General features: G+C 70.8%; 17 protein-coding genes and 1 pseudogene. 8 read left to right on the forward strand and 10 right to left on the reverse strand.

From position 1 onward, the window contains the following. Nucleotides 1-56 precede the first annotated feature (56 nt). Nucleotides 57-1778: a 2-isopropylmalate synthase gene (gene leuA / locus K7G59_RS22340; protein ID WP_225836937.1), complete on the reverse strand. Its 1722-nt coding sequence runs from the start codon at nucleotides 1776-1778 to the stop codon at nucleotides 57-59. A gap of 362 nt (nucleotides 1779-2140) precedes the next feature. On the opposite strand from leuA, the gene K7G59_RS22345 reads away from it, so the two are divergent. Genes K7G59_RS22345 through K7G59_RS22360 form a run of 4 tightly spaced genes read left to right on the forward strand, consistent with a single transcriptional unit; the run spans nucleotide 2141 to nucleotide 6129 of the window. Next, nucleotides 2141-3211 (forward strand): M4 family metallopeptidase, encoded by a 1071-nt coding sequence (locus tag K7G59_RS22345; protein ID WP_225836939.1) that lies wholly within the window; start codon nucleotides 2141-2143, stop codon nucleotides 3209-3211. Between the two features lie 20 nt (nucleotides 3212-3231). Beyond that, nucleotides 3232-3498: a protealysin inhibitor emfourin gene (locus tag K7G59_RS22350; protein ID WP_225836941.1), complete on the forward strand. Its 267-nt coding sequence runs from the start codon at nucleotides 3232-3234 to the stop codon at nucleotides 3496-3498. Nucleotides 3499-3556: 58 nt separating this feature from the next. Next, the gene (locus K7G59_RS22355; protein WP_225836942.1) at nucleotides 3557-4879 is read left to right on the forward strand and encodes a GH1 family beta-glucosidase; all 1323 of its coding nucleotides are present in this window, start codon (nucleotides 3557-3559) and stop codon (nucleotides 4877-4879) included. Beyond that, on the forward strand, nucleotides 4876-6129 hold the full coding sequence (locus K7G59_RS22360; RefSeq protein WP_225836944.1) for an MFS transporter: 1254 nt from the start codon (nucleotides 4876-4878) through the stop codon (nucleotides 6127-6129). Before K7G59_RS22355 ends, K7G59_RS22360 begins: the two co-directional genes overlap by 4 nt. Nucleotides 6130-6148: 19 nt before the next feature. On the opposite strand, the gene K7G59_RS22365 is transcribed toward K7G59_RS22360, so the two are convergent. Beyond that, complete coding sequence (locus K7G59_RS22365; RefSeq protein ID WP_225836946.1) at nucleotides 6149-7003, reverse strand: NAD(P)-dependent oxidoreductase; 855 nt, start codon at nucleotides 7001-7003, stop codon at nucleotides 6149-6151. Nucleotides 7004-7141: 138 nt separating this feature from the next. On the opposite strand from K7G59_RS22365, the gene K7G59_RS22370 reads away from it, so the two are divergent. Continuing rightward, nucleotides 7142-7990: a helix-turn-helix transcriptional regulator gene (locus K7G59_RS22370; protein ID WP_225836948.1), complete on the forward strand. Its 849-nt coding sequence runs from the start codon at nucleotides 7142-7144 to the stop codon at nucleotides 7988-7990. Nucleotides 7991-8188: 198 nt separating this feature from the next. Here the strand turns inward: K7G59_RS22370 and era are convergent, their stop codons facing one another. Then, complete coding sequence (gene era / locus K7G59_RS22375) at nucleotides 8189-9142, reverse strand: GTPase Era (protein ID WP_225836950.1); 954 nt, start codon at nucleotides 9140-9142, stop codon at nucleotides 8189-8191. 151 nt (nucleotides 9143-9293) lie between these two features. On the opposite strand from era, the gene K7G59_RS22380 reads away from it, so the two are divergent. Together K7G59_RS22380 and K7G59_RS22385 are read left to right on the forward strand one after the other, a co-directional pair. After that, entirely contained in the window at nucleotides 9294-10610 is a 1317-nt protein-coding gene (locus K7G59_RS22380) for an ammonium transporter (RefSeq protein ID WP_225837063.1), read from the forward strand. Further along, complete coding sequence (locus tag K7G59_RS22385; protein WP_225836951.1) at nucleotides 10607-10945, forward strand: P-II family nitrogen regulator; 339 nt, start codon at nucleotides 10607-10609, stop codon at nucleotides 10943-10945. Before K7G59_RS22380 ends, K7G59_RS22385 begins: the two co-directional genes overlap by 4 nt. A 49-nt stretch (nucleotides 10946-10994) precedes the next feature. On the opposite strand, the pseudogene K7G59_RS22390 reads toward K7G59_RS22385, so the two are convergent. The 3 genes and pseudogenes from K7G59_RS22390 to K7G59_RS22400 all read right to left on the reverse strand — a co-directional run. Next, nucleotides 10995-11246: pseudogene (locus K7G59_RS22390) on the reverse strand (beta-xylosidase); the annotation flags it as partial. A 355-nt stretch (nucleotides 11247-11601) separates the two neighbouring features. Beyond that, complete coding sequence (locus K7G59_RS22395) at nucleotides 11602-11964, reverse strand: cytidine deaminase (protein ID WP_225836958.1); 363 nt, start codon at nucleotides 11962-11964, stop codon at nucleotides 11602-11604. 28 nt (nucleotides 11965-11992) lie between these two features. Beyond that, a complete protein-coding gene (locus K7G59_RS22400) occupies nucleotides 11993-12814 on the reverse strand; it encodes a helix-turn-helix transcriptional regulator (RefSeq protein WP_225837065.1) in 822 nt (273 codons plus the stop codon). A gap of 150 nt (nucleotides 12815-12964) precedes the next feature. Here K7G59_RS22400 and K7G59_RS22405 point away from each other — a divergent pair, with 150 nt between their 5' ends. Then, nucleotides 12965-14386 (forward strand): MFS transporter, encoded by a 1422-nt coding sequence (locus K7G59_RS22405; protein WP_225836961.1) that lies wholly within the window; start codon nucleotides 12965-12967, stop codon nucleotides 14384-14386. A 62-nt stretch (nucleotides 14387-14448) separates the two neighbouring features. On the opposite strand, the gene K7G59_RS22410 is transcribed toward K7G59_RS22405, so the two are convergent. From K7G59_RS22410 to K7G59_RS22425, 4 genes are read right to left on the reverse strand one after another with little or no spacing between them, the layout of a single operon-like run. Then, complete coding sequence (locus K7G59_RS22410) at nucleotides 14449-14808, reverse strand: MmcQ/YjbR family DNA-binding protein (protein WP_225836963.1); 360 nt, start codon at nucleotides 14806-14808, stop codon at nucleotides 14449-14451. Next, the gene (locus K7G59_RS22415; protein ID WP_225836965.1) at nucleotides 14805-16106 is read right to left on the reverse strand and encodes a hemolysin family protein; all 1302 of its coding nucleotides are present in this window, start codon (nucleotides 16104-16106) and stop codon (nucleotides 14805-14807) included. Before K7G59_RS22415 ends, K7G59_RS22410 begins: the two co-directional genes overlap by 4 nt. A 16-nt stretch (nucleotides 16107-16122) precedes the next feature. After that, complete coding sequence (ybeY, locus tag K7G59_RS22420; RefSeq protein WP_225836967.1) at nucleotides 16123-16620, reverse strand: rRNA maturation RNase YbeY; 498 nt, start codon at nucleotides 16618-16620, stop codon at nucleotides 16123-16125. Nucleotides 16621-16632: 12 nt separating this feature from the next. Next, on the reverse strand, nucleotides 16633-17712 hold the full coding sequence (locus tag K7G59_RS22425; RefSeq protein ID WP_225836969.1) for a PhoH family protein: 1080 nt from the start codon (nucleotides 17710-17712) through the stop codon (nucleotides 16633-16635). Nucleotides 17713-17841: the final 129 nt, after the last annotated feature.

The following is a 17841-nucleotide window of genomic DNA, read 5'->3' on the forward strand; positions in this document are numbered from 1 at the left end:
CGCCGTGAACGGCGACCGGGGCCACGAAATGCCCGGTCAGGAGCGGAGCACAGCCATCAGCGGGACGCGCGGTTCACCGCGGAGACGACCGCCTTCAGCGACGCACGCGTCGTGTTCGCGTCGATGCCGATACCCCACAGGATCTTGCCGTCGATCGCGCATTCGATGTAGGAGGCGGCCTGCGCGGAGGCTCCCTCGCTCATCGTGTGCTCCTGGTAGTCCAGCAGGCGTACGTCGAGGCCGATGGACTCCAGGGCGTCGAAGAAGGCGGAGATCGGACCGTTGCCGGAGCCGGTCAGGACGGTGTCCTCGCCGTCGACGGTGGCCTCGACGGTCAGCGTGTCGACGCCGTCCGTGTCGGTGGTCGACTGGCCGGTCTTCACCTGGATCCGGCCCCACGGGTTGTCCGGGTTCGGCAGGTACTCGTCCTGGAAGACCGCCCAGATCTCCTTGGGCGTGATCTCGCCGCCCTCGGCGTCCGTCTTCGCCTGGATGATCCGGGAGAACTCGATCTGCATCCGGCGCGGCAGCTCCAGCTTGTGGTCGTTCTTCAGGACGTAGGAGACACCGCCCTTGCCGGACTGCGAGTTGACGCGGATGACGGCCTCGTAGGAGCGGCCGACGTCCTTCGGGTCGATCGGCAGGTACGGCACCGCCCACTCGATGTCGTCCACCGTGACGCCCTTGGCCTTCGCCTCGGCCTCCATGGCGTCGAAGCCCTTCTTGATGGCGTCCTGGTGGGAGCCCGAGAAGGACGTGTAGACCAGGTCCCCCACGTACGGGTGGCGCGGGTGGACCTCCATCTGATTGCAGTACTCCCACGTACGACGGATCTCGTCGATGTCGGAGAAGTCGATCTGCGGGTCGACGCCCTGGGAGAACAGGTTCATGCCCAGGGTGACCAGGTCGACGTTGCCGGTGCGCTCGCCCTGCCCGAACAGGCATCCCTCGACGCGGTCGGCGCCGGCCATCAGGGCCAGCTCGGCCGCCGCCACGGCCGTGCCGCGGTCGTTGTGCGGGTGGACGGACAGGCAGACGTACTCGCGGCGGGAGAGGTTGCGGTGCATCCACTCGAAGCGGTCCGCGTGCGTGGAGGGCGTCGAACGCTCCACGGTGGCAGGCAGGTTGAGGATGATCTCGCGGTCCGGGCCCGGCTGCCAGACGTCCATGACCGCCTCGCAGACCTCCAGCGCGAAGTCCAGCTCGGTGTCGGTGAAGATCTCGGGGCTGTACTGGTAGCCGAACTCGGTTTCGGGGCCCAGCAGCTTCTCGGCGTACTCCATCACCAGGCGGGTGCCGTCGACGGCGATCTGCTTGATGTCGTCCTTGGAGCCGCGGAAGACGACCCGGCGGAAGACCGGGGCGGTGGCGTTGTACAGGTGGACGGTGGCGCGGCGGGCGCCCTTGAGGGACTCCACGGTCCGCTCGATCAGGTCCTCGCGGGCCTGGGTCAGCACGGAGATGGTCACGTCCTCGGGGATCGCGCCCTCTTCCTCGATGATCGAGCGCACGAAGTCGAAGTCGGTCTGACCGGAGGCGGGGAAGCCGACCTCGATCTCCTTGTAGCCCATCTTGACCAGCTGGTCGAACATGCGGCGCTTGCGCTCGGGCGACATCGGGTCGATCAGTGCCTGGTTGCCGTCGCGCAGGTCGGTGGACAGCCACCGGGGGGCGGTGGTGACGCGCTGCTCCGGCCAGGTGCGGTCCGGGATGTCGACCTGCTGGTAGCGGCCGTACTTGTGGATCGGCATGGAACTGGGCTGCTGGCGGTTCGCCATGATCGCGTGGGCTCCTCGAGAAGACCGCGGGGTCCGCGGGTCCGGTGGACGGCCGACGACGCAACGCCAGAGCTCCGCGGGGAGGGAGTCGGCCTTTGACTACAGGCCCTCGCCGCGGCAGCTAAGGAGAAGCAGCCCGAAACGCATGATGCTCCGCAGACTAGCCGAGCCGCGCCGGCTGCGCGGGTCTGTATCAGTATGCGGAACCCGGTCGGGAAATAGGACAAAAAGTGCGCTACACCACTCGCCGATGGCACCCCTCTACCACTCCGTGACACAGAGCGGGGGCGAATGTCCCCGTATTTCACCAATCAAGGTCGCTGCTAGTGACAACGGCATCACCCAGTGCAATGGTGCCGGACATGACCAGCAACGGGGGCTTCGCGCCCGTCTTCTGCACGATCGTGCCGCCGCACGTCCTCGACAAGCTCGCGCAGCACGAGGACCCCGCGCTCTCCGGACCCGCCCGCCGGTCCCTGGAGCACGACGCCTACCAGCGCACCCGTCGCCGCCTGACCACGGTGATCGGCGCGCCCGCCGTCACCCCGCCCGCACAGGCCGTGAACGGCAAGCCGCACCGCACCATCTACGACGCCGGGCACACCCAGGACCTGCCCGGCAGGAAGGTCCGCGAGGAGGGCTCCGAGCCCGGTGCGGACGCCACCGTCAACCGCGCCTACGCAGGCCTCGGCGCCACCTTCGAGCTGTACCAGAAGGTGTACGGCCGCGACTCGATCGACGGCCAGGGGCTGCCGCTGAACGCCAGCGTGCACTTCGGCGTCGACTACGACAACGCCTTCTGGAACGGCGAACAGATGGTGTTCGGAGACGGCGACAACGAGATCTTCCTGGACTTCACCATCCCGGTCGACGTCATCGGCCACGAGCTGACCCACGGCGTCACCCAGCACACCGCCAACCTCGCCTACTTCGGCCAGTCCGGCGCGCTCAACGAGTCGATCTCGGACGTCTTCGGCTCGCTCATCAAGCAGTACGCGCTCGGCCAGACCGCCGAGCAGGCCGACTGGCTGATCGGCGCGGGCCTGCTCGCGCCCCGCGTCCACGGCACCGCCCTGCGCTCGATGAAGGCCCCGGGCACGGCCTACGACGACCCCCGCCTCGGCAAGGATCCGCAGCCCGCGACGATGGACGGCTACGTCCACACCGGCCGCGACAACGGCGGCGTGCACATCAACTCCGGCATCCCCAACCACGCCTTCTACCTGGTCGCCAAGGCCATCGGCGGCCACTCCTGGGAGAGGGCCGGGCAGATCTGGTACGACGTCCTGACCGGCGGCAAACTGCCGACGTACGCCAGCTTCGCGGACTTCGCCAAGCTCACCGTCCGTGCGGCCCGCAAGCGGTACGGCGCGGGCGACGAACTGGAGGCCGTGCAGAAGGCCTGGGAGCAGGTCGGAGTGCGGACCCCGTAGTTCTGTACTAGACAGGGATCATGCGGATTCAGGTGAGGCGCACGGGTGGCTTCGGCGGCATCGAGCGGTACGCCGAGGTGGACATCTCACAACACCCCGACGCCCAGGAGTGGCAGGCCCTGGCCGAGCGCGCGCTCGCGGCCGGCCGGGGCACACCCCCGATCGGAGTGCCCGACGGGTTCAGCTACCAGATCACGGTGGGCGACAGGACCGTGTACTGCGCGGACCCGCGGCTGACCGACGACCAGCGGCAACTGATCACCAGGGTGCTCAAAGAGGGCGCGTAACTGCTTGTTCCCGCCTGCCCGTTGACTTCCGTTACCGCCGGTACGGATGATCCGGCACATGGCGACAGATGCGCGCACGGCGACGAACCCGGCACTCCCGTTCCCGGACGGCTTCCTGTGGGGCGTCTCGACCTCGGCGCACCAGATCGAGGGCGGCGTCGGCGAGCGTGAGGCGTCCGTGTGGGACGTGTTCACGGCCGAGCCGGGGCGGGTGAAGGACGGCTCGACGGCGGCGGTGGCCTGCGACCACTACCACCGCCACCCCGAGGACGTGGCCCTCCTCGCCGACCTGGGCGTGGACGCCTACCGCTTCTCCGTCTCCTGGCCCCGGGTGAACTCCCCCGGCGGCCTCGGCTTCTACGACCGCCTGGTGGACGAGCTGTGCGCGGCGGGCGTACGGCCGGTGCCCACTCTCTACCACTGGGACCTGCCCGCCTCGCTGGACTGGCTGGAGCGGGACACCGCGGCCCGGTTCGCCGAGTACGTGTCGGTCGTGGCCGGGCGGCTGAGCGACCGCGTGCACAAGTGGATCACTCTCAACGAGCCCGCCGAACACACCCTGCTGGGCCACGCGCTGGGCGTCCACGCACCGGGCCGGCGGCTGCTGTTCGACGCACTGCCGGTCGCCCACCACCAGTTGCTGGCCCACGGTCTGGCCGTACAGGCCCTGCGCGCGGCCGGGGCCACGGACATCGGCATCGCCAACTCCCACGGCCCGACCTGGCCCGCCTCGAAGGAACAGGCCGATGTGGAGGCGGCGGACTTCTACGACGTACTGCTGAACCGGATGTTCGCCGAACCGGTCCTGCTGGGCGTGTACCCCGAGCACATCGGCGAGCTGATGCCGGGAGACGTGGCCGGTGACCTGGCGGTCATCGCCGAGCCGGTCGACTTCTACGGCGTCAACTACTACGCGCCGACCAGAGTGGGCGCCCCGCGGGGCACGCAGACAGAGTTCGGCGGGATCACCATGCCCGCCGAACTTCCCTTCTCCGTCCGGCAGATCGAGGGCCGCCCGGTCACCGACTTCGGCTGGCCCGTCGTGCCGGAGGGGCTGACCGAGTTGCTGACCGCCTTCCGTGACCGCTACGGCGACCGGCTCCCGCCGATCGTGATCACCGAGAACGGATGCTCCTACGAGGGCATCGACGACCAGGACCGCATCGCCTACCTGGACGCCCACATCCGTGCCCTGCACGCGGCCGTGCAGGCGGGTGTGGACGTGCGGGGCTACTTCGTGTGGTCCCTGATGGACAACTGGGAGTGGGCGGAGGGACATGCGCGCCGCTTCGGCCTCGTCCATGTCGACTACGCCACCCAGAGACGCACCCCGAAGGCCTCCTACCACTGGTTCCGGGACGTGCTGCGGGCTCGGAGATGACCACCACCTCCGGCTCGGCGGCCCTCACCGAGCCCGTCGAGCCGGTCGGCCGGGGGTGGACGGCGGCCCTGGCGCTGGCCAACGGAGCGATCTGGGTCGGCTGGTTCGGCCCGCTGCAGATCCTGCTCGCTTCCCAGGCGAGGGACTTCGCGCCCGGCTCCGGGATGTCGAAGGAGACGATCCTGGCCTGGGTGACGGGCGCGGGCGCGGTGGTGTCGTTGGTGGCCAACCCCGTCTTCGGCGCCCTCTCGGACCGGACCACGGCCCGCCGGGGCCGCCGTACCCCGTGGATCGTGGCCGGGACGGCGGGCGGCGCACTGTCGCTGCTGCTGCTCGCGGGCGCGGGCGGACCGTGGACGATGGCGGCGGGCTGGTGTCTGGTCCAGCTGACGCTCAACGCGGCCTTCGCGGCGGTGACGGCAGCGGTGCCGGACCGGGTGCCGCGGCTCCAACGGGGCGCGGTCGGCGGCTGGCTGGGGGCGGCGCAGATCCTCGGCGTGGTCGGCGGGACGGGTCTCGCGACGGCGGCGGGCGGGGTCGCGGCCGGGTACGGGGCGTGCGCGGTGTTCACGGCGGTGGGCGTGCTGCCGTACGTCCTGCGCCACGAGGACCTGCGGCTGCCGCCCGAGGCACGGCCTCCCTGGTCCTGGCGGGCCTTCCTCGGAGGCTTCTGGCTGAGCCCGCGCCGCCACCCGGACCTGGGCTGGGCCTGGCTGACCCGGTTCCTGATCAACCTGAGCAACTCCCTCGTCCTGCTGTACCTCCTCTACTACCTGCGGGACCGCGTCCACTACCACGACCCCGACCAGGGCGTACTGATCCTGACCGCGGTGAACGGGCTGACGCTGCTCGCGACGGTCGTGGTCGGCGGCGTCCGGTCGGACCGGACGGGCCGGCGCAAGCCGTTCGTGATCTGGTCGGGCGTGCTGATGGCGGTGGCGACGGCGGCGCTGTCGGGCTGGCAGACCTGGCCGGGCGCGATCGTGGCGGCGGCGGTCCTCGGGATCGGTTTCGGCGTGTTCACCTCGGTGGACTTCGCGCTGATGACCGACGTCCTGCCGAAGGCCGCGGACCGGGGCAAGGACCTCGGCGTCATCAACGTGGCCAACGCCCTGCCCCAGGTCGCGGCCCCCGCCCTGGCCGCTCCGATCGTCACGTACCTCGGCGGCTACCGGGTGCTGTACCTGGTGGCGGCGGTGATCGGGCTGGCGGGGGCGGGGCTGGTGGGCCGGATCCGGGGGGTGGACTGAGGCGGGGTGCGTGGCGGGTTCACAGGGCGCCGGCGTCCCGGGCGGTCCAGATCGTCGGGTACTGCGGGCAGAAGCCCAGCTCGCGCCGGATGCGTTCGGTGGAGACGATGCCGTGCCAGGGGTCCTCGTCCATGCGGGTGTGGGCCTCCGCCGGGAGGCCGGCGTCGAGAAGTCGGTGGACGTCCAGGGCGGTGACGGGGGCGTCGTCGGCGATGTTGTAGACGCGGCCGTCGGCACCGGGGGCGTACAGCAGCCGCATGAGTCCCCGGGCGACGTCGGCCACATGCACCAGATGGAATCGCTTGGCGGCCGGCCAGTGCGCGAGCCAGCGCAGCGACTGGGCGAGGTGCGGGTCACCCTCGCCGTAGACGAAGGCGAGGCGGCCGACGCGGGTGTCGAGGCCGTCGAGCGCCAGCAACTCCCGCTCGGCCTCGGCCTTCGACTCCGGGTAGGCGCCCCACAGCGGCCCGCCCGGGATGCTCGCGTCGTCCTCGTCGTGCGGGCGGGCGCGCCCCTCGCCGTAGACGAGGTTGGTGCTGACCTGCACGAAACGCCGTACCCCAAAGGCCACGGCGGCTCGCCCCAGCTCCACGGCGGCGTCACGGTTGACGGCCCGCATCTCCTCGTCCGGCACATCCCGGAAGGCGGCGGCGATGTTGACCACGGCATCGGCTCCGGCGAGCGCCTTGCCGAGGGCCTCGCTGTCGCGGAGGTCACCGACGGCGACCTGGGCGCCGAGGCCGGCGAGGGCGGCCCCGTGGCTCTCGTCCCGCACCAGGACGCGCACCTGCTCTCCGGGGCGGGCCTGTGCCAGCAGGCGGGGGACGAACGCGCGGCCGACCTGGCCGGTGGTGCCGGTGACGAGTGTCAGCATGATCTGCTCCCTGGTTGATCTGCCCTGCCGGGTGGGTGCATGCAGCTTCGGCGCGCACCGGGCCTGGCGGGAGAGACCTTCCGATCAGGGGACCGGCACTCCCTGGATAAGCCGGGCGGGCTCGGTCAGTCTTGGGGCGTGAACCGAGCCGAACTCGCCGACTTCCTGCGCCGTGGCCGCGCCCGCCTCGAACCGTCCGACGTGGGCCTGACGGCGGGCGCCCGCCGCCGTACGCCGGGACTGCGCCGGGAGGAGGTGGCGTCCCTGGCCGGCATGTCGGCCGACTACTACACGCGCCTGGAGCAGTCCCGGGGGCCTCGCCCGTCGCGCCAGATGCTGACGGCGCTGGCGAGGGCGATGCGCCTGACCGACGACGAGCGCGACCACCTCTTCCACCTGGCGGGCGAGGAGCCGCCGCGCCGTACGGCGGCGTCGGGGCATGTCGGCCCCGGGCTGCTGCTGGTCCTGGACCGGCTGCACGACACTCCCGCACAGGTGGTGACGGACTGCGGGGACGTCCTGGCCCAGAACGCGCTGGCGAGGGCGCTGACGGGCGACGCGTCCGCCCGCCCGCCGCGGGACCGCAACCTGGTCCGCCGCTACTTCCTGGACCCGGCCGCCCGCGAGCTGTTCCCGCCGGAGGACCGGGCAGAGCACGCGCGGCAGCACGTGGCGAATCTGCGGGCGGTGGCGGCGGCCCGCCCCACGGACCCGGAACCGGCGGCGCTGGTGGCCGAACTGCGGGCGCGCAGCGAGGAGTTCGCCCGGCTGTGGGACGAGCACGAGGTGGCGGTGCGCCGCACGTCGACGAAACGCTTCCAGCACCCGCTGGTCGGCCTGCTGGAGCTGGACTGCGAGGTCCTGCTCAACGACGCCCAGCATCACCTGCTCATCATCCACACGGCCCGCCCGGGAACGGAGTCCCACGAACGGCTCCGGCTGCTGCGCGTGGTGGGCCTCCAGGACCTGTCACCCAGCCGGCCCTGACCGCACGGACTGCGCCGCCCGCTCCGGCGCGTCCCCGGCGGCGACGGCGAAGTCGCTGAGCGGTCCGGCAGAGTTCCCGGCGACTGGCCGGCCCCGACCGCTTCCCCCGTCCCCGGCGGGCTACCGGGCGTGGGCAAGAGTCCTGGCATCCCGCCTGGCGACGCTCGCCGAGGCGGGGTTCCGATCCCAGCCGGGGACTCAGAACCCGAGCCTGCGCAGCTGCTTCGGGTCCCGCTGCCAGTCCTTCGCGACCTTGACGTGGAGATCGAGGAAGACGGGCGTGCCCAGCAGCGCTTCGATGTGCTTACGGGACTTGATGCCGACCTCCTTCAGGCGCTTGCCCTTGGGGCCGATGATGATGCCCTTCTGGCTGGGGCGTTCGATGTAGACGTTGGCGTGGATGTCCAGTAGCGGCTTGTCCGCCGGACGGTCCTCGCGCGGGAGCATCTCCTCCACGACCACCGCGATGGAGTGCGGCAGCTCGTCGCGGACACCCTCCAGGGCCGCCTCGCGGATGAGCTCCGCGATCATGACCTGCTCGGGCTCGTCCGTGAGGTCACCCTCGGGGTAGAGGGCCGGGCCCTCCGGCAGCAGCGGGACGATCAGGTCGGCCAGCAGACCCACCTGCTTGTCGCCGACCGCCGACACCGGCACGATCTCCGCCCACTCGAAGCCCAGCTCCTTGCCCAGCTGGTCGATCGCGATCAGCTGCTCGGCGAGGGTCTTGGAGTCGACCAGGTCGGTCTTGGTGACGATGGCGACCTTCGGGGTCTTCCGGATCCCGGCCAGCTCCTTGGCGATGAAGCGGTCACCGGGGCCGATCTTCTCGTTCGCGGGCAGGCAGAAGCCGATCACGTCGACCTCGGCCCACGTCGTCCGTACGACGTCGTTGAGCCGCTCGCCGAGCAGGGTGCGCGGTTTGTGGAGCCCCGGGGTGTCCACCAGGATCAGCTGGGCGTCGGGCCGGTGCACGATGCCGCGCACCGTGTGGCGCGTCGTCTGCGGCTGGTTCGCGGTGATCGCGACCTTCTGCCCGACCAGAGCGTTCGTGAGGGTGGACTTGCCCGCGTTGGGGCGGCCCACGAAGCAGGCGAAGCCGGCGCGGTGGACGGTCTCGGCCGGCTCTTCGGGTGACTGGGTGCGAACGCTCATGCCGTTCATTGTCCCTGATCCACGAAGCCCCGCCGCACGGTGAGCCTTCGGTAACCGTCAGGCAATGAAACGTCACGGAAACACCCCCGTACACAACCGGAAACGCTCACCGGTGACCCTCTGAGGAGCCCGCACACCGTTGGAGACGCCCGTGACCCTCGCCGCCGCGCACGTCAACACCGGCGACACCGCCTGGCTGCTCGCCGCGACCGCCCTCGTCCTGCTGATGACCCCGGGACTGGCCCTGTTCTACGGCGGCATGGTCCGCGCGAAGAGCGTCCTCAACATGCTGATGATGAGCTTCGTGTCGATCGCCCTGGTCACCGTGGTCTGGCTGGCCGCCGGCTACTCCCTCGCCTTCGGTGACGACGCCTTCGGGGGGCTGATCGGCGGTCTGGAGCACGCCGGGATGAGCGGGCTCGGCCCGGGCAGCGTCCACGGCACGGTCCCGACCGTCCTCTTCGCCACCTTCCAGCTCACCTTCGCGATCATCACGGCGGCGCTGATCAGCGGCGCGGTCGCCGACCGGACGCAGTTCTCCACATGGCTGGTCTTCGTCCCGGTGTGGACCCTGCTCGTATACGTTCCGGTGACCCACTGGGTGTGGGGACCAGGTGGCTGGATCCTCGACAAGCTCGGCGCGCTCGACTTCGCCGGCGGTCTGCCCGTCGAGATCACCTCCGGCGCCTCCGGTCTCGCCCTGTGCCTCGTCCTCGGCCCCCGTCTCGGCTTCAAGAAGGACGCCATGCGTCCGCACAATCTGCCCATGGTGGTGCTCGGCGCCGGGCTGCTCTGGTTCGGCTGGTTCGGTTTCAACGCGGGCTCCGCGCTCGGCGCGAACGGTCTGGCCGCCGCGGCCTTCCTCAACACCCTCGCCGCCGGCTGCACCGGCCTGCTGGGCTGGCTGTTCGTGGAGCAGAAGCGGGACGGCCACCCGACCACGCTGGGCGCGGCGTCCGGCGCGGTCGCCGGCCTGGTCGCGATCACCCCGTCCTGCGGCACGGTCTCCCTGCTCGGCGCCCTCGTGGTGGGCCTGGCCGCCGGTGTGGTCTGCAGTTACGCGGTGAGCTGGAAGTTCCGGCTGAACTACGACGACTCGCTGGACGTCGTCGGTGTCCACCTGGTCGGCGGGATCATCGGCACCCTGCTGATCGGCCTGTTCGCCGAGAAGGCGATGACCGGCGGCACGGAGGGCCTCCTCTACGGCGGCGGGCTCGCCCTGCTCGGCAAGCAGCTGCTCGCCGTGGTGGTCGTCGCGGGGTACGCGTTCACGGTGACGTACGGCCTCGGCAAGCTGCTCGACCGGGTGATGGGCTTCCGGGCGGGTGAGGAGCAGGAGCACACCGGCCTGGACCTTACGGTGCACGCCGAGACGGCTTACGATCACGGAGTCCTGGGCCATGGCGCCCCGGTCTCCCACTCCGTCCTCACCGGAACCAGCACGCAGAAGGTCGGCACCCAGCCATGAAGCTCATCACCGCGATCGTCAAGCCCTACCGCCTCGACGCGGTCAAGACCGCCCTGCAGGAGCTGGGCGTGCACGGGCTGACGGTGACCGAGGCGAGCGGCTACGGCCGCCAGCGCGGCCACACCGAGGTGTACCGGGGGGCCGAGTACCGGGTCGACCTGGTACCGAAGGCGCGGATCGAGGTGGTGGTCGAGGACGCGGTCGCCGACGACGTGATCGACGCGGTGGTCAGGGCCGCGCAGACGGGGAAGATCGGGGATGGGAAGGTGTGGTCCGTCCCCGTGGAGACGGTCGTGCGGGTACGGACCGGCGAACGCGGCCCCGACGCGCTCTGAACCCCCCGGACCAGCCGGGATGTCGAGCGGCGGGTGGCGGCTGATGTACACCTGCCCGACCGGCCCTGCTGGTGCTGGGGCTGCCGGGCTTGGTCGTGCAGGCCGGACTCCGGCTCAGCCTGTTCGCGTCGATCTTCGCGCCGGGACCGGTGAAGTCGGTGACCTTGCCGGTCGGCGACCGGCCCGCGGCGCCGCCCCGGGAGCCCCGGACGGTCCCCGTGTGCAGAGACCCGGTGGAGGCCCCGCCCTTTCCGAAGCCGGCCTACGACAGCGCGACGGCGTCCCCGGCCTGGGACGTGGACGGCCGGCAGCGCCAGGTCGGTGGGGGTCGCTCGCGGCGGCCGTGACCACCGTGCAGATCACTCCGGACGTGTCACCGGCCTTGAGGCTGCTGTGGTCCACGGACATGCCGGCGGTGGTGTGCCGTCGACCGGCGGGAGTGCCTGCGACGGCGGCTGGATGCGGTGCGTGGCGAAGTCCACGTTCGTGCCGGCGGCACCGGACTCGCACAGGCCGGTGCGCCGCCCGTGGTGACCGCGAGCGCGGTCGCCCCGAACGGTGAAGCCCTCTGCCGAGGGAGAGGCCGCAGAAAGCTGACGGGCTCATCAGTTTCTGCGGCGTCCGGAACCCAGGTCGCTCGGTTCGACCGTGCGGGACTACTCCCCGGCGCCCGCCGGTACCGTCTGCTTCACGGCTCCGTCGGGCCCGGCGAGCAGCACGGGCGTCGAGGCGCCGCCCAGATCGGCGACGGCGGCCCGGTCCTCCGATGCGACCTCGTCCGCCTCGCTGACCACCGCCGCGGCCTCCAGCGACGTCGCCCCCGAGGCCACCGCCATGGCCACGGCGGTCTGCAGCGCGCTCAGCTTCAGGTGCTCGAGCCCGACCGACCCGGCGGCATACGTCCGCCCGGTCTCGTCCCGTACGGCCGCCCCCTCGGGTACGCCGTTGCGGGCCCGCACCGAACGGGCCAGGGTCACGATCTTGCGGTCCTCGGGGTCAAGCCCGTTGCTCTCGGTCATGCCCTGAGCATACGAAAGGCACGGCCCCTCACCCCGCCACGGGGTACATCGTCCCGCGCCTGCCCTCCGGAGAGGCCAGCCACTCCAGCTTCGCGGCGGTGTTCGCCTCGTCCAGCGGGGTGTGCAGGACGATCGACAGATCGGGCCGGGCGGGCACCTTCAGCGCCGTCGACTCCACCACCAGCAGCCCGACCACCGGATGCTCCAGCTCCTTGCGCACCTGCCCGGCGTCCTCGATCGCCTGCTCGGCCCACAGCTCGAGGAACTCCGGGCTCGCCTCGCTCACCTCGGCGAGCACCGCCCGGTAGCCCTCGTCGTCCGGCCGGGCGGCACAGGCGGCCCGGAACTGCGCGACGACCGTACGCGCGTTGCGCTCCCAGCTCCTGGCGCGTGACCGGTACAGCGGATCGGTGAAGAAGTCGACGAGGCAGTTCTGCGTGATGCCGGGCCGCATGCCGAGCACCAGCGCGGCGGCGTCGTTGTACATCACGCAGTTGTAGTACCGGTCCATGATGTGCGCCGGATACGGCATCCACGTGTCGATCAGCCGCCGCAGCCCGTCGCACATCTCCCGCTTGTCGGGCGCCACTTCGACCGCGGGCGGGTTCAGCCCGGCGAGCAGGTACAGGTGCCGTCGCTCGGCGTTGCTCAGCCGCAGCACCCGGGCGACGGAGTCGAGGACCTGCGGGGAGACGGAGATGTCCCGGCCCTGCTCGAGCCACTGGTACCAGGAGGCCCCCACCCCGGCGAGCACGGCGACCTCCTCACGGCGCAGTCCGGGCGTACGGCGCCGGGCCCCGCCGACCGGCAGTCCGGCCTCCTCGGGACCGACCCGGGCCCGCTTGCTCATCAGGAACTCGCGCAATTCACGCCGTCGATGACTCTTCACCGCGTCCTGAGCCACGTACCGCTCCTCCCCCGTCGCGCCCGTTCTGGTGGTGCCACCACCACCATAAGTTCCGACTCCCCACCCGTATTCCGCGCGCCCGAAGCTCTTGCCATGGCGATCGACACCACCACGCAACCCACCACCCCTGTAGGCGAACCGCTCGGCGCCCCCCGGCTGTCGACGCGCGACAAACTGGTCCTCTTCGTCCTGTGCGCGGCCCAGTTCATGGTCGCGCTGGACTTCTCCGTGCTGAACGTGGCACTCCCCGACCTCGGCACCGATCTCGGGATGAGCCGTTCCGCCCTGCAGTGGGCGGTCACCGCGTTCGCGCTCCCCTCCGGCGGCTTCCTGCTCCTGTTCGGCCGCATCGGCGACCTGTACGGCCGCCGGAAGCTGTTCCTCACCGGTCTGGCGGTGTTCGGCGCGGCCTCGCTGCTGGCGACCCTGGCCTGGGACCCGGCGTCCTTCCTCGCCGGGCGCGCCCTGCAGGGCCTCGCCGCGGCGGCGATCGTACCGACGGGCATGTCCCTGCTGACCACCACGTTCCCGGAGGGCCCGGCCCGCGACCGCGCCCTCGGCATATCGGGCACCCTGCTGTCGCTGGGCTTCACCGTCGGCATGGTCGCGGGCGGTGTGCTCACCGACGCGCTCGGCTGGCGCTCGACCATGGCCCTGCTCACGGTGTTCGCGCTGATCGTGCTGCCGCTCGCCCCCGGCCTGCTGCCCGAGTCCCGCACCCCGGAGCGCCCGCGCCTGGACGTGCCCGGCGCCATCACCGTCACCGGGGGCCTGCTGTCCCTGATCTACTCCCTGTCCACGGCCGCCGACCACGGCTTCGGCCGCGCCGACGTCATCACGGCACTGCTCTCCGGCCTGGTCCTGCTGACCGCGTTCACCGTGATCGAGAGCCGCTCGGCCGCCCCCCTGGTCTCGCTGCCCATGCTGCGCCGCCGCACGGTGGCGTGGGGCAATGTGGGCGGCCTGGTCACCTTCTCGATGATGTCGACGGTGGTCTTCGTGCTGACCCTGTACCTGCAGGAGATCCTCGAGCTGTCGGCGTTCGAGACGGGTCTGGTCTTCGGTGTCCAGGGCGCGCTGTCGGCGGTCGCGGGCACGCTCGCCCCGAAGGTCATCGGCCGCTTCGGCGCCCACCGCACCCTGGTCGGCTCGCTGGCCGGCCAGGGCGCGCTGGTGGCGGCGCTGCTGCCGCTGAACGCCCACACCTGGTCGGCGTGGCTCGCCACGGGGGCGGTGTCGCTGGCCAGCGTGTGCCACCTGGGCGCGATCATCTCGTACGGCGTGACCGTGACCTCCGGTGTCCCGGACGAGGAGCAGGGGCTGGCCACCGGTCTGGTGACCTCCACCCAGCAGGTGGGCATCACGGTCGGCATCCCGCTGCTGGGCGTGCTGGCCACCACCTCCGGCGATCTGCTGACGGGCGTGCACACGGTCCTCGCCCTGGACGCGGCGATCGTCCTCGCCGCCGCCGTTCTGGTGGGCCTGGGACTGCGGGAAGGCCGCTCCAGGGCCTGAACGCATTCACTGGACGTTCTCGCAACGCGCGGCCGTGTGGACGACACGGCCGCGCGCGCCGTTCAGGGCCGGTCCAGCCGCAGTCGCTCGGTCCTCGGCAGGCCCGCGACGACGAGGTCGTAGGAGTCCTCGATCAGCTCCCTCACGAGCCGGTCCGGGAGGCCGCCGTCCACGGTCACGGTGTTCCAGTGCCGTTTGTTCATGTGGTAGCCGGGGACGATCAGCCCCTCGTACTCGCCGCGCAGCCGGACCGCGTCCTCCGGGTCGCACTTGAGGTTGACCGTCAGCGGCCGCGCGTCCAGCCGGCTCAGGGCGAACATCTTGCCGAGCACCTTGAAGACCGAGACGTCCGGGCTGAACGGGAAGTCCTCCACGGCCGCGTTGAAGGACAGGCAGAGGGTGCGCAGTTGTTGAGGGGTCACTCCTGCGTCGCCTCCTGCGGGTCCGGCACGGGCACCGGCTCCACCAGCACGGTCGTGATCTTGTTCCGGCGGCCGGCCGTGGCCTCCGCCGTCAGCTTCAGCCTGCGGCCGTCGGGGAGTTCGACCTCGGCCGACGCGCCGGCGATCGGCACCCGGCCGAGGGCCTTGGCGAGGAGTCCACCGACGGTCTCCACGTCCTCGTCGTCGTACTCGCCCAGGCCGTACAGCTCGCCGAGGTCGGTGATGTCCAGGCGGGCGGTGACCCGGCAGCGGTCGTCACCGAGGCGCTCCACGGGCGGCAGTTCCCGGTCGTACTCGTCGGTGATCTCACCGACGATCTCCTCCAGGATGTCCTCGATGGTGACGATCCCGGCGGTGCCGCCGTACTCGTCGATGACGACGGCGACGTGGTTGCGTTCCTTCTGCATCTCCCGCAGCAGGTCGCCGGCGTTCTTGGTGTCGGGCACGAACACGGCCGGGCGCATGGCCGTGGAGACCAGGTCCCCTTCCGCGTCGCGGTTGATGTGCGTCTTGCGGACCAGGTCCTTCAGGTACACGATCCCGACGATGTCGTCCTCGCTCTCCCCGGTGACCGGGATGCGGGAGAACCCGGAGCGCAGGGCGAGGGTGAGGGCCTGGCGGATGGTCTTGAACCGCTCGATGGTGACCAGGTCGGTGCGCGGGACCATGACCTCGCGCACGAGTGTGTCGCCCAGCTCGAAGACCGAGTGCACCATCCGGCGCTCCTCGTCCTCGATCAGCGACTCCTTCTCGGCGAGGTCGACCAGCGCCCGCAGCTCCGCCTCGGAGGCGAACGGCCCGCGCCTGAAGCCCTTGCCGGGTGTCAGGGCGTTACCGATGAGGATCAGCAGCGACGGGATCGGGCCCATCACCCGGGCCAGCGGCAGCAGCACGTACGCCGCCGCGGTCGCGGTGTTGAGGGGGTGCTGGCGGCCGATGGTGCGCGGGGAGACGCCGACGGCGACGTAGGACACCAGGACCATGACGCCGATGGCGACCAGCAGCGCCTGCCAGGTGGCCGCGAACTGCTGGAGGCAGGCGTACGTGACCAGGGCCGCGGCGGCCATCTCGGCGGCGACGCGCACGAGGAGGGCCATGTTGAGGTAGCGGGTGGGGTCGGCGGCGATCTGGGCGAGCTTGGCGCTGCCCCGGCGGCCCGACTTCACGGCCTCTTCGGCGCGGAAGCTGGAGACGCGCGCGATGCCCGCCTCCGCGCAGGCCGCCAGCCAGGCCACGACGACGAGCGCGATCGCGCCGACGACGATCTGCGGACTCACGAGAGGACCGTTTCGCTTACGAGACGGTCGGCGCCGGAGACGGCCCCGTCAGCCCGCGCTCGGCCCGCCACCCGTCCACGATGGCGGCCTGGAGCCCGAACATCTCCGCCTTCTCGTCGGGCTCCTCGTGGTCGTAGCCCAGCAGGTGCAGCACCCCGTGGACGGTGAGCAGCTGGAGTTCCTCGTCCATGGAGTGCTGCGTCGGTGCTTCCGCGCCCTGCCTGGCGGCGACCTCCGGGCACAGCACGATGTCGCCGAGGAGCCCCTGCGGGGGCTCGTCGTCGTCCTTCGTGGGCGGGCGCAGCTCGTCCATGGGGAAGGACATGACATCGGTGGGACCGGGCAGGTCCATCCACTGGACGTGCAGCTGCTCCATGGCGTCGGCGTCCACGACGATCACCGAAAGCTCGGAGAGCGGGTGGATGCGCATCCGCGTGAGCGCATAGCGGGCGACGTCCAGGATCGCCTGCTCGTCTACTTCGGTGCCGGACTCGTTGTTGACATCGATCGACATGGCCGTGCTGGTCTACTTCCCCTTGGTGCCCTTGGCGCCGGTCTTGCCGTGGCCGCCCTTGTGGGTGCCATTCTCGGTGCCGTACTTGGTGTCGTACTTCTCGTACGCGTCGACGATACGGCCCACCAGCTTGTGCCGGACGACATCGTGGGACGAAAGCCGGGAGAAGTGGACGTCCTCGACGCCCTCAAGGATCTCCTGCACCTGCCGCAGACCGGACTTGGTGCCGTTCGGCAGGTCGACCTGGGTCACGTCACCCGTGATCACGATCTTGGAGTCGAAGCCGAGGCGGGTGAGGAACATCTTCATCTGTTCGGGGCTGGTGTTCTGGGCCTCGTCCAGGATGATGAAGGCGTCGTTGAGCGTACGGCCACGCATGTACGCCAGCGGCGCGACCTCGATGGTCCCCGCTGCCATCAGCCGCGGAATGGAGTCCGGGTCGAGCATGTCGTGCAGCGCGTCGTACAGCGGGCGCAGATAGGGGTCGATCTTCTCGTAGAGCGTGCCGGGCAGGAAGCCGAGCCGCTCCCCCGCCTCCACCGCCGGGCGGGTCAGGATGATGCGGTTGACCTGCTTGGACTGCAGGGCCTGCACGGCCTTGGCCATGGCCAGGTAGGTCTTGCCGGTACCGGCGGGCCCGATACCGAAGACGATGGTGTGCTTGTCGATCGCGTCGACGTACCGCTTCTGGTTGAGGGTCTTGGGGCGGATCGTACGGCCGCGCGAGGACAGGATGTTCTGCGTCAGCACCTGCGCGGGCGTCTCCGTCCCGTCACTCGTCCCGGCCTCACTCGCCTTGAGCATCGCGATCGAGCGTTCCACTGCGTCCTCCGTCATCGGCTGCCCGGTGCGGAGCACCAGCATCATCTCGTCGAACACGCGCGAAATAAGGGCGACATCGATCGGGTCGCCGGCCGCGCTGATCTCGTTGCCCCGGACGTGGATGTCGGCCCCCGGGAAGGCCTTCTCTATCACGCGCAGGAGCGAGTCGCCGGACCCCAGCACGGTGACCATGGGGTGCTGGGCGGGGACGGTGAACTGTGCTCTCGCCCGCTCCTGCGCGGAGCTGTGAGCTGTGGGTGTCTGAGTCATGGGCCGGCGCTGTGGCCTGCGGTTCCTCCTCGTCACGGCCGCACGGCTGAGGGCGGCCTCGCGATTCCAGGGTACGACGGCGGGCTGACAACGCCGAAGGGCTTTTCGACGGGGGCCGCGTTCCCCTTT

This window comes from Streptomyces sp. NK08204 (genome assembly GCF_020400585.1).
In the GTDB taxonomy this organism is placed as follows: Bacteria; Actinomycetota; Actinomycetes; order Streptomycetales; family Streptomycetaceae; genus Streptomyces.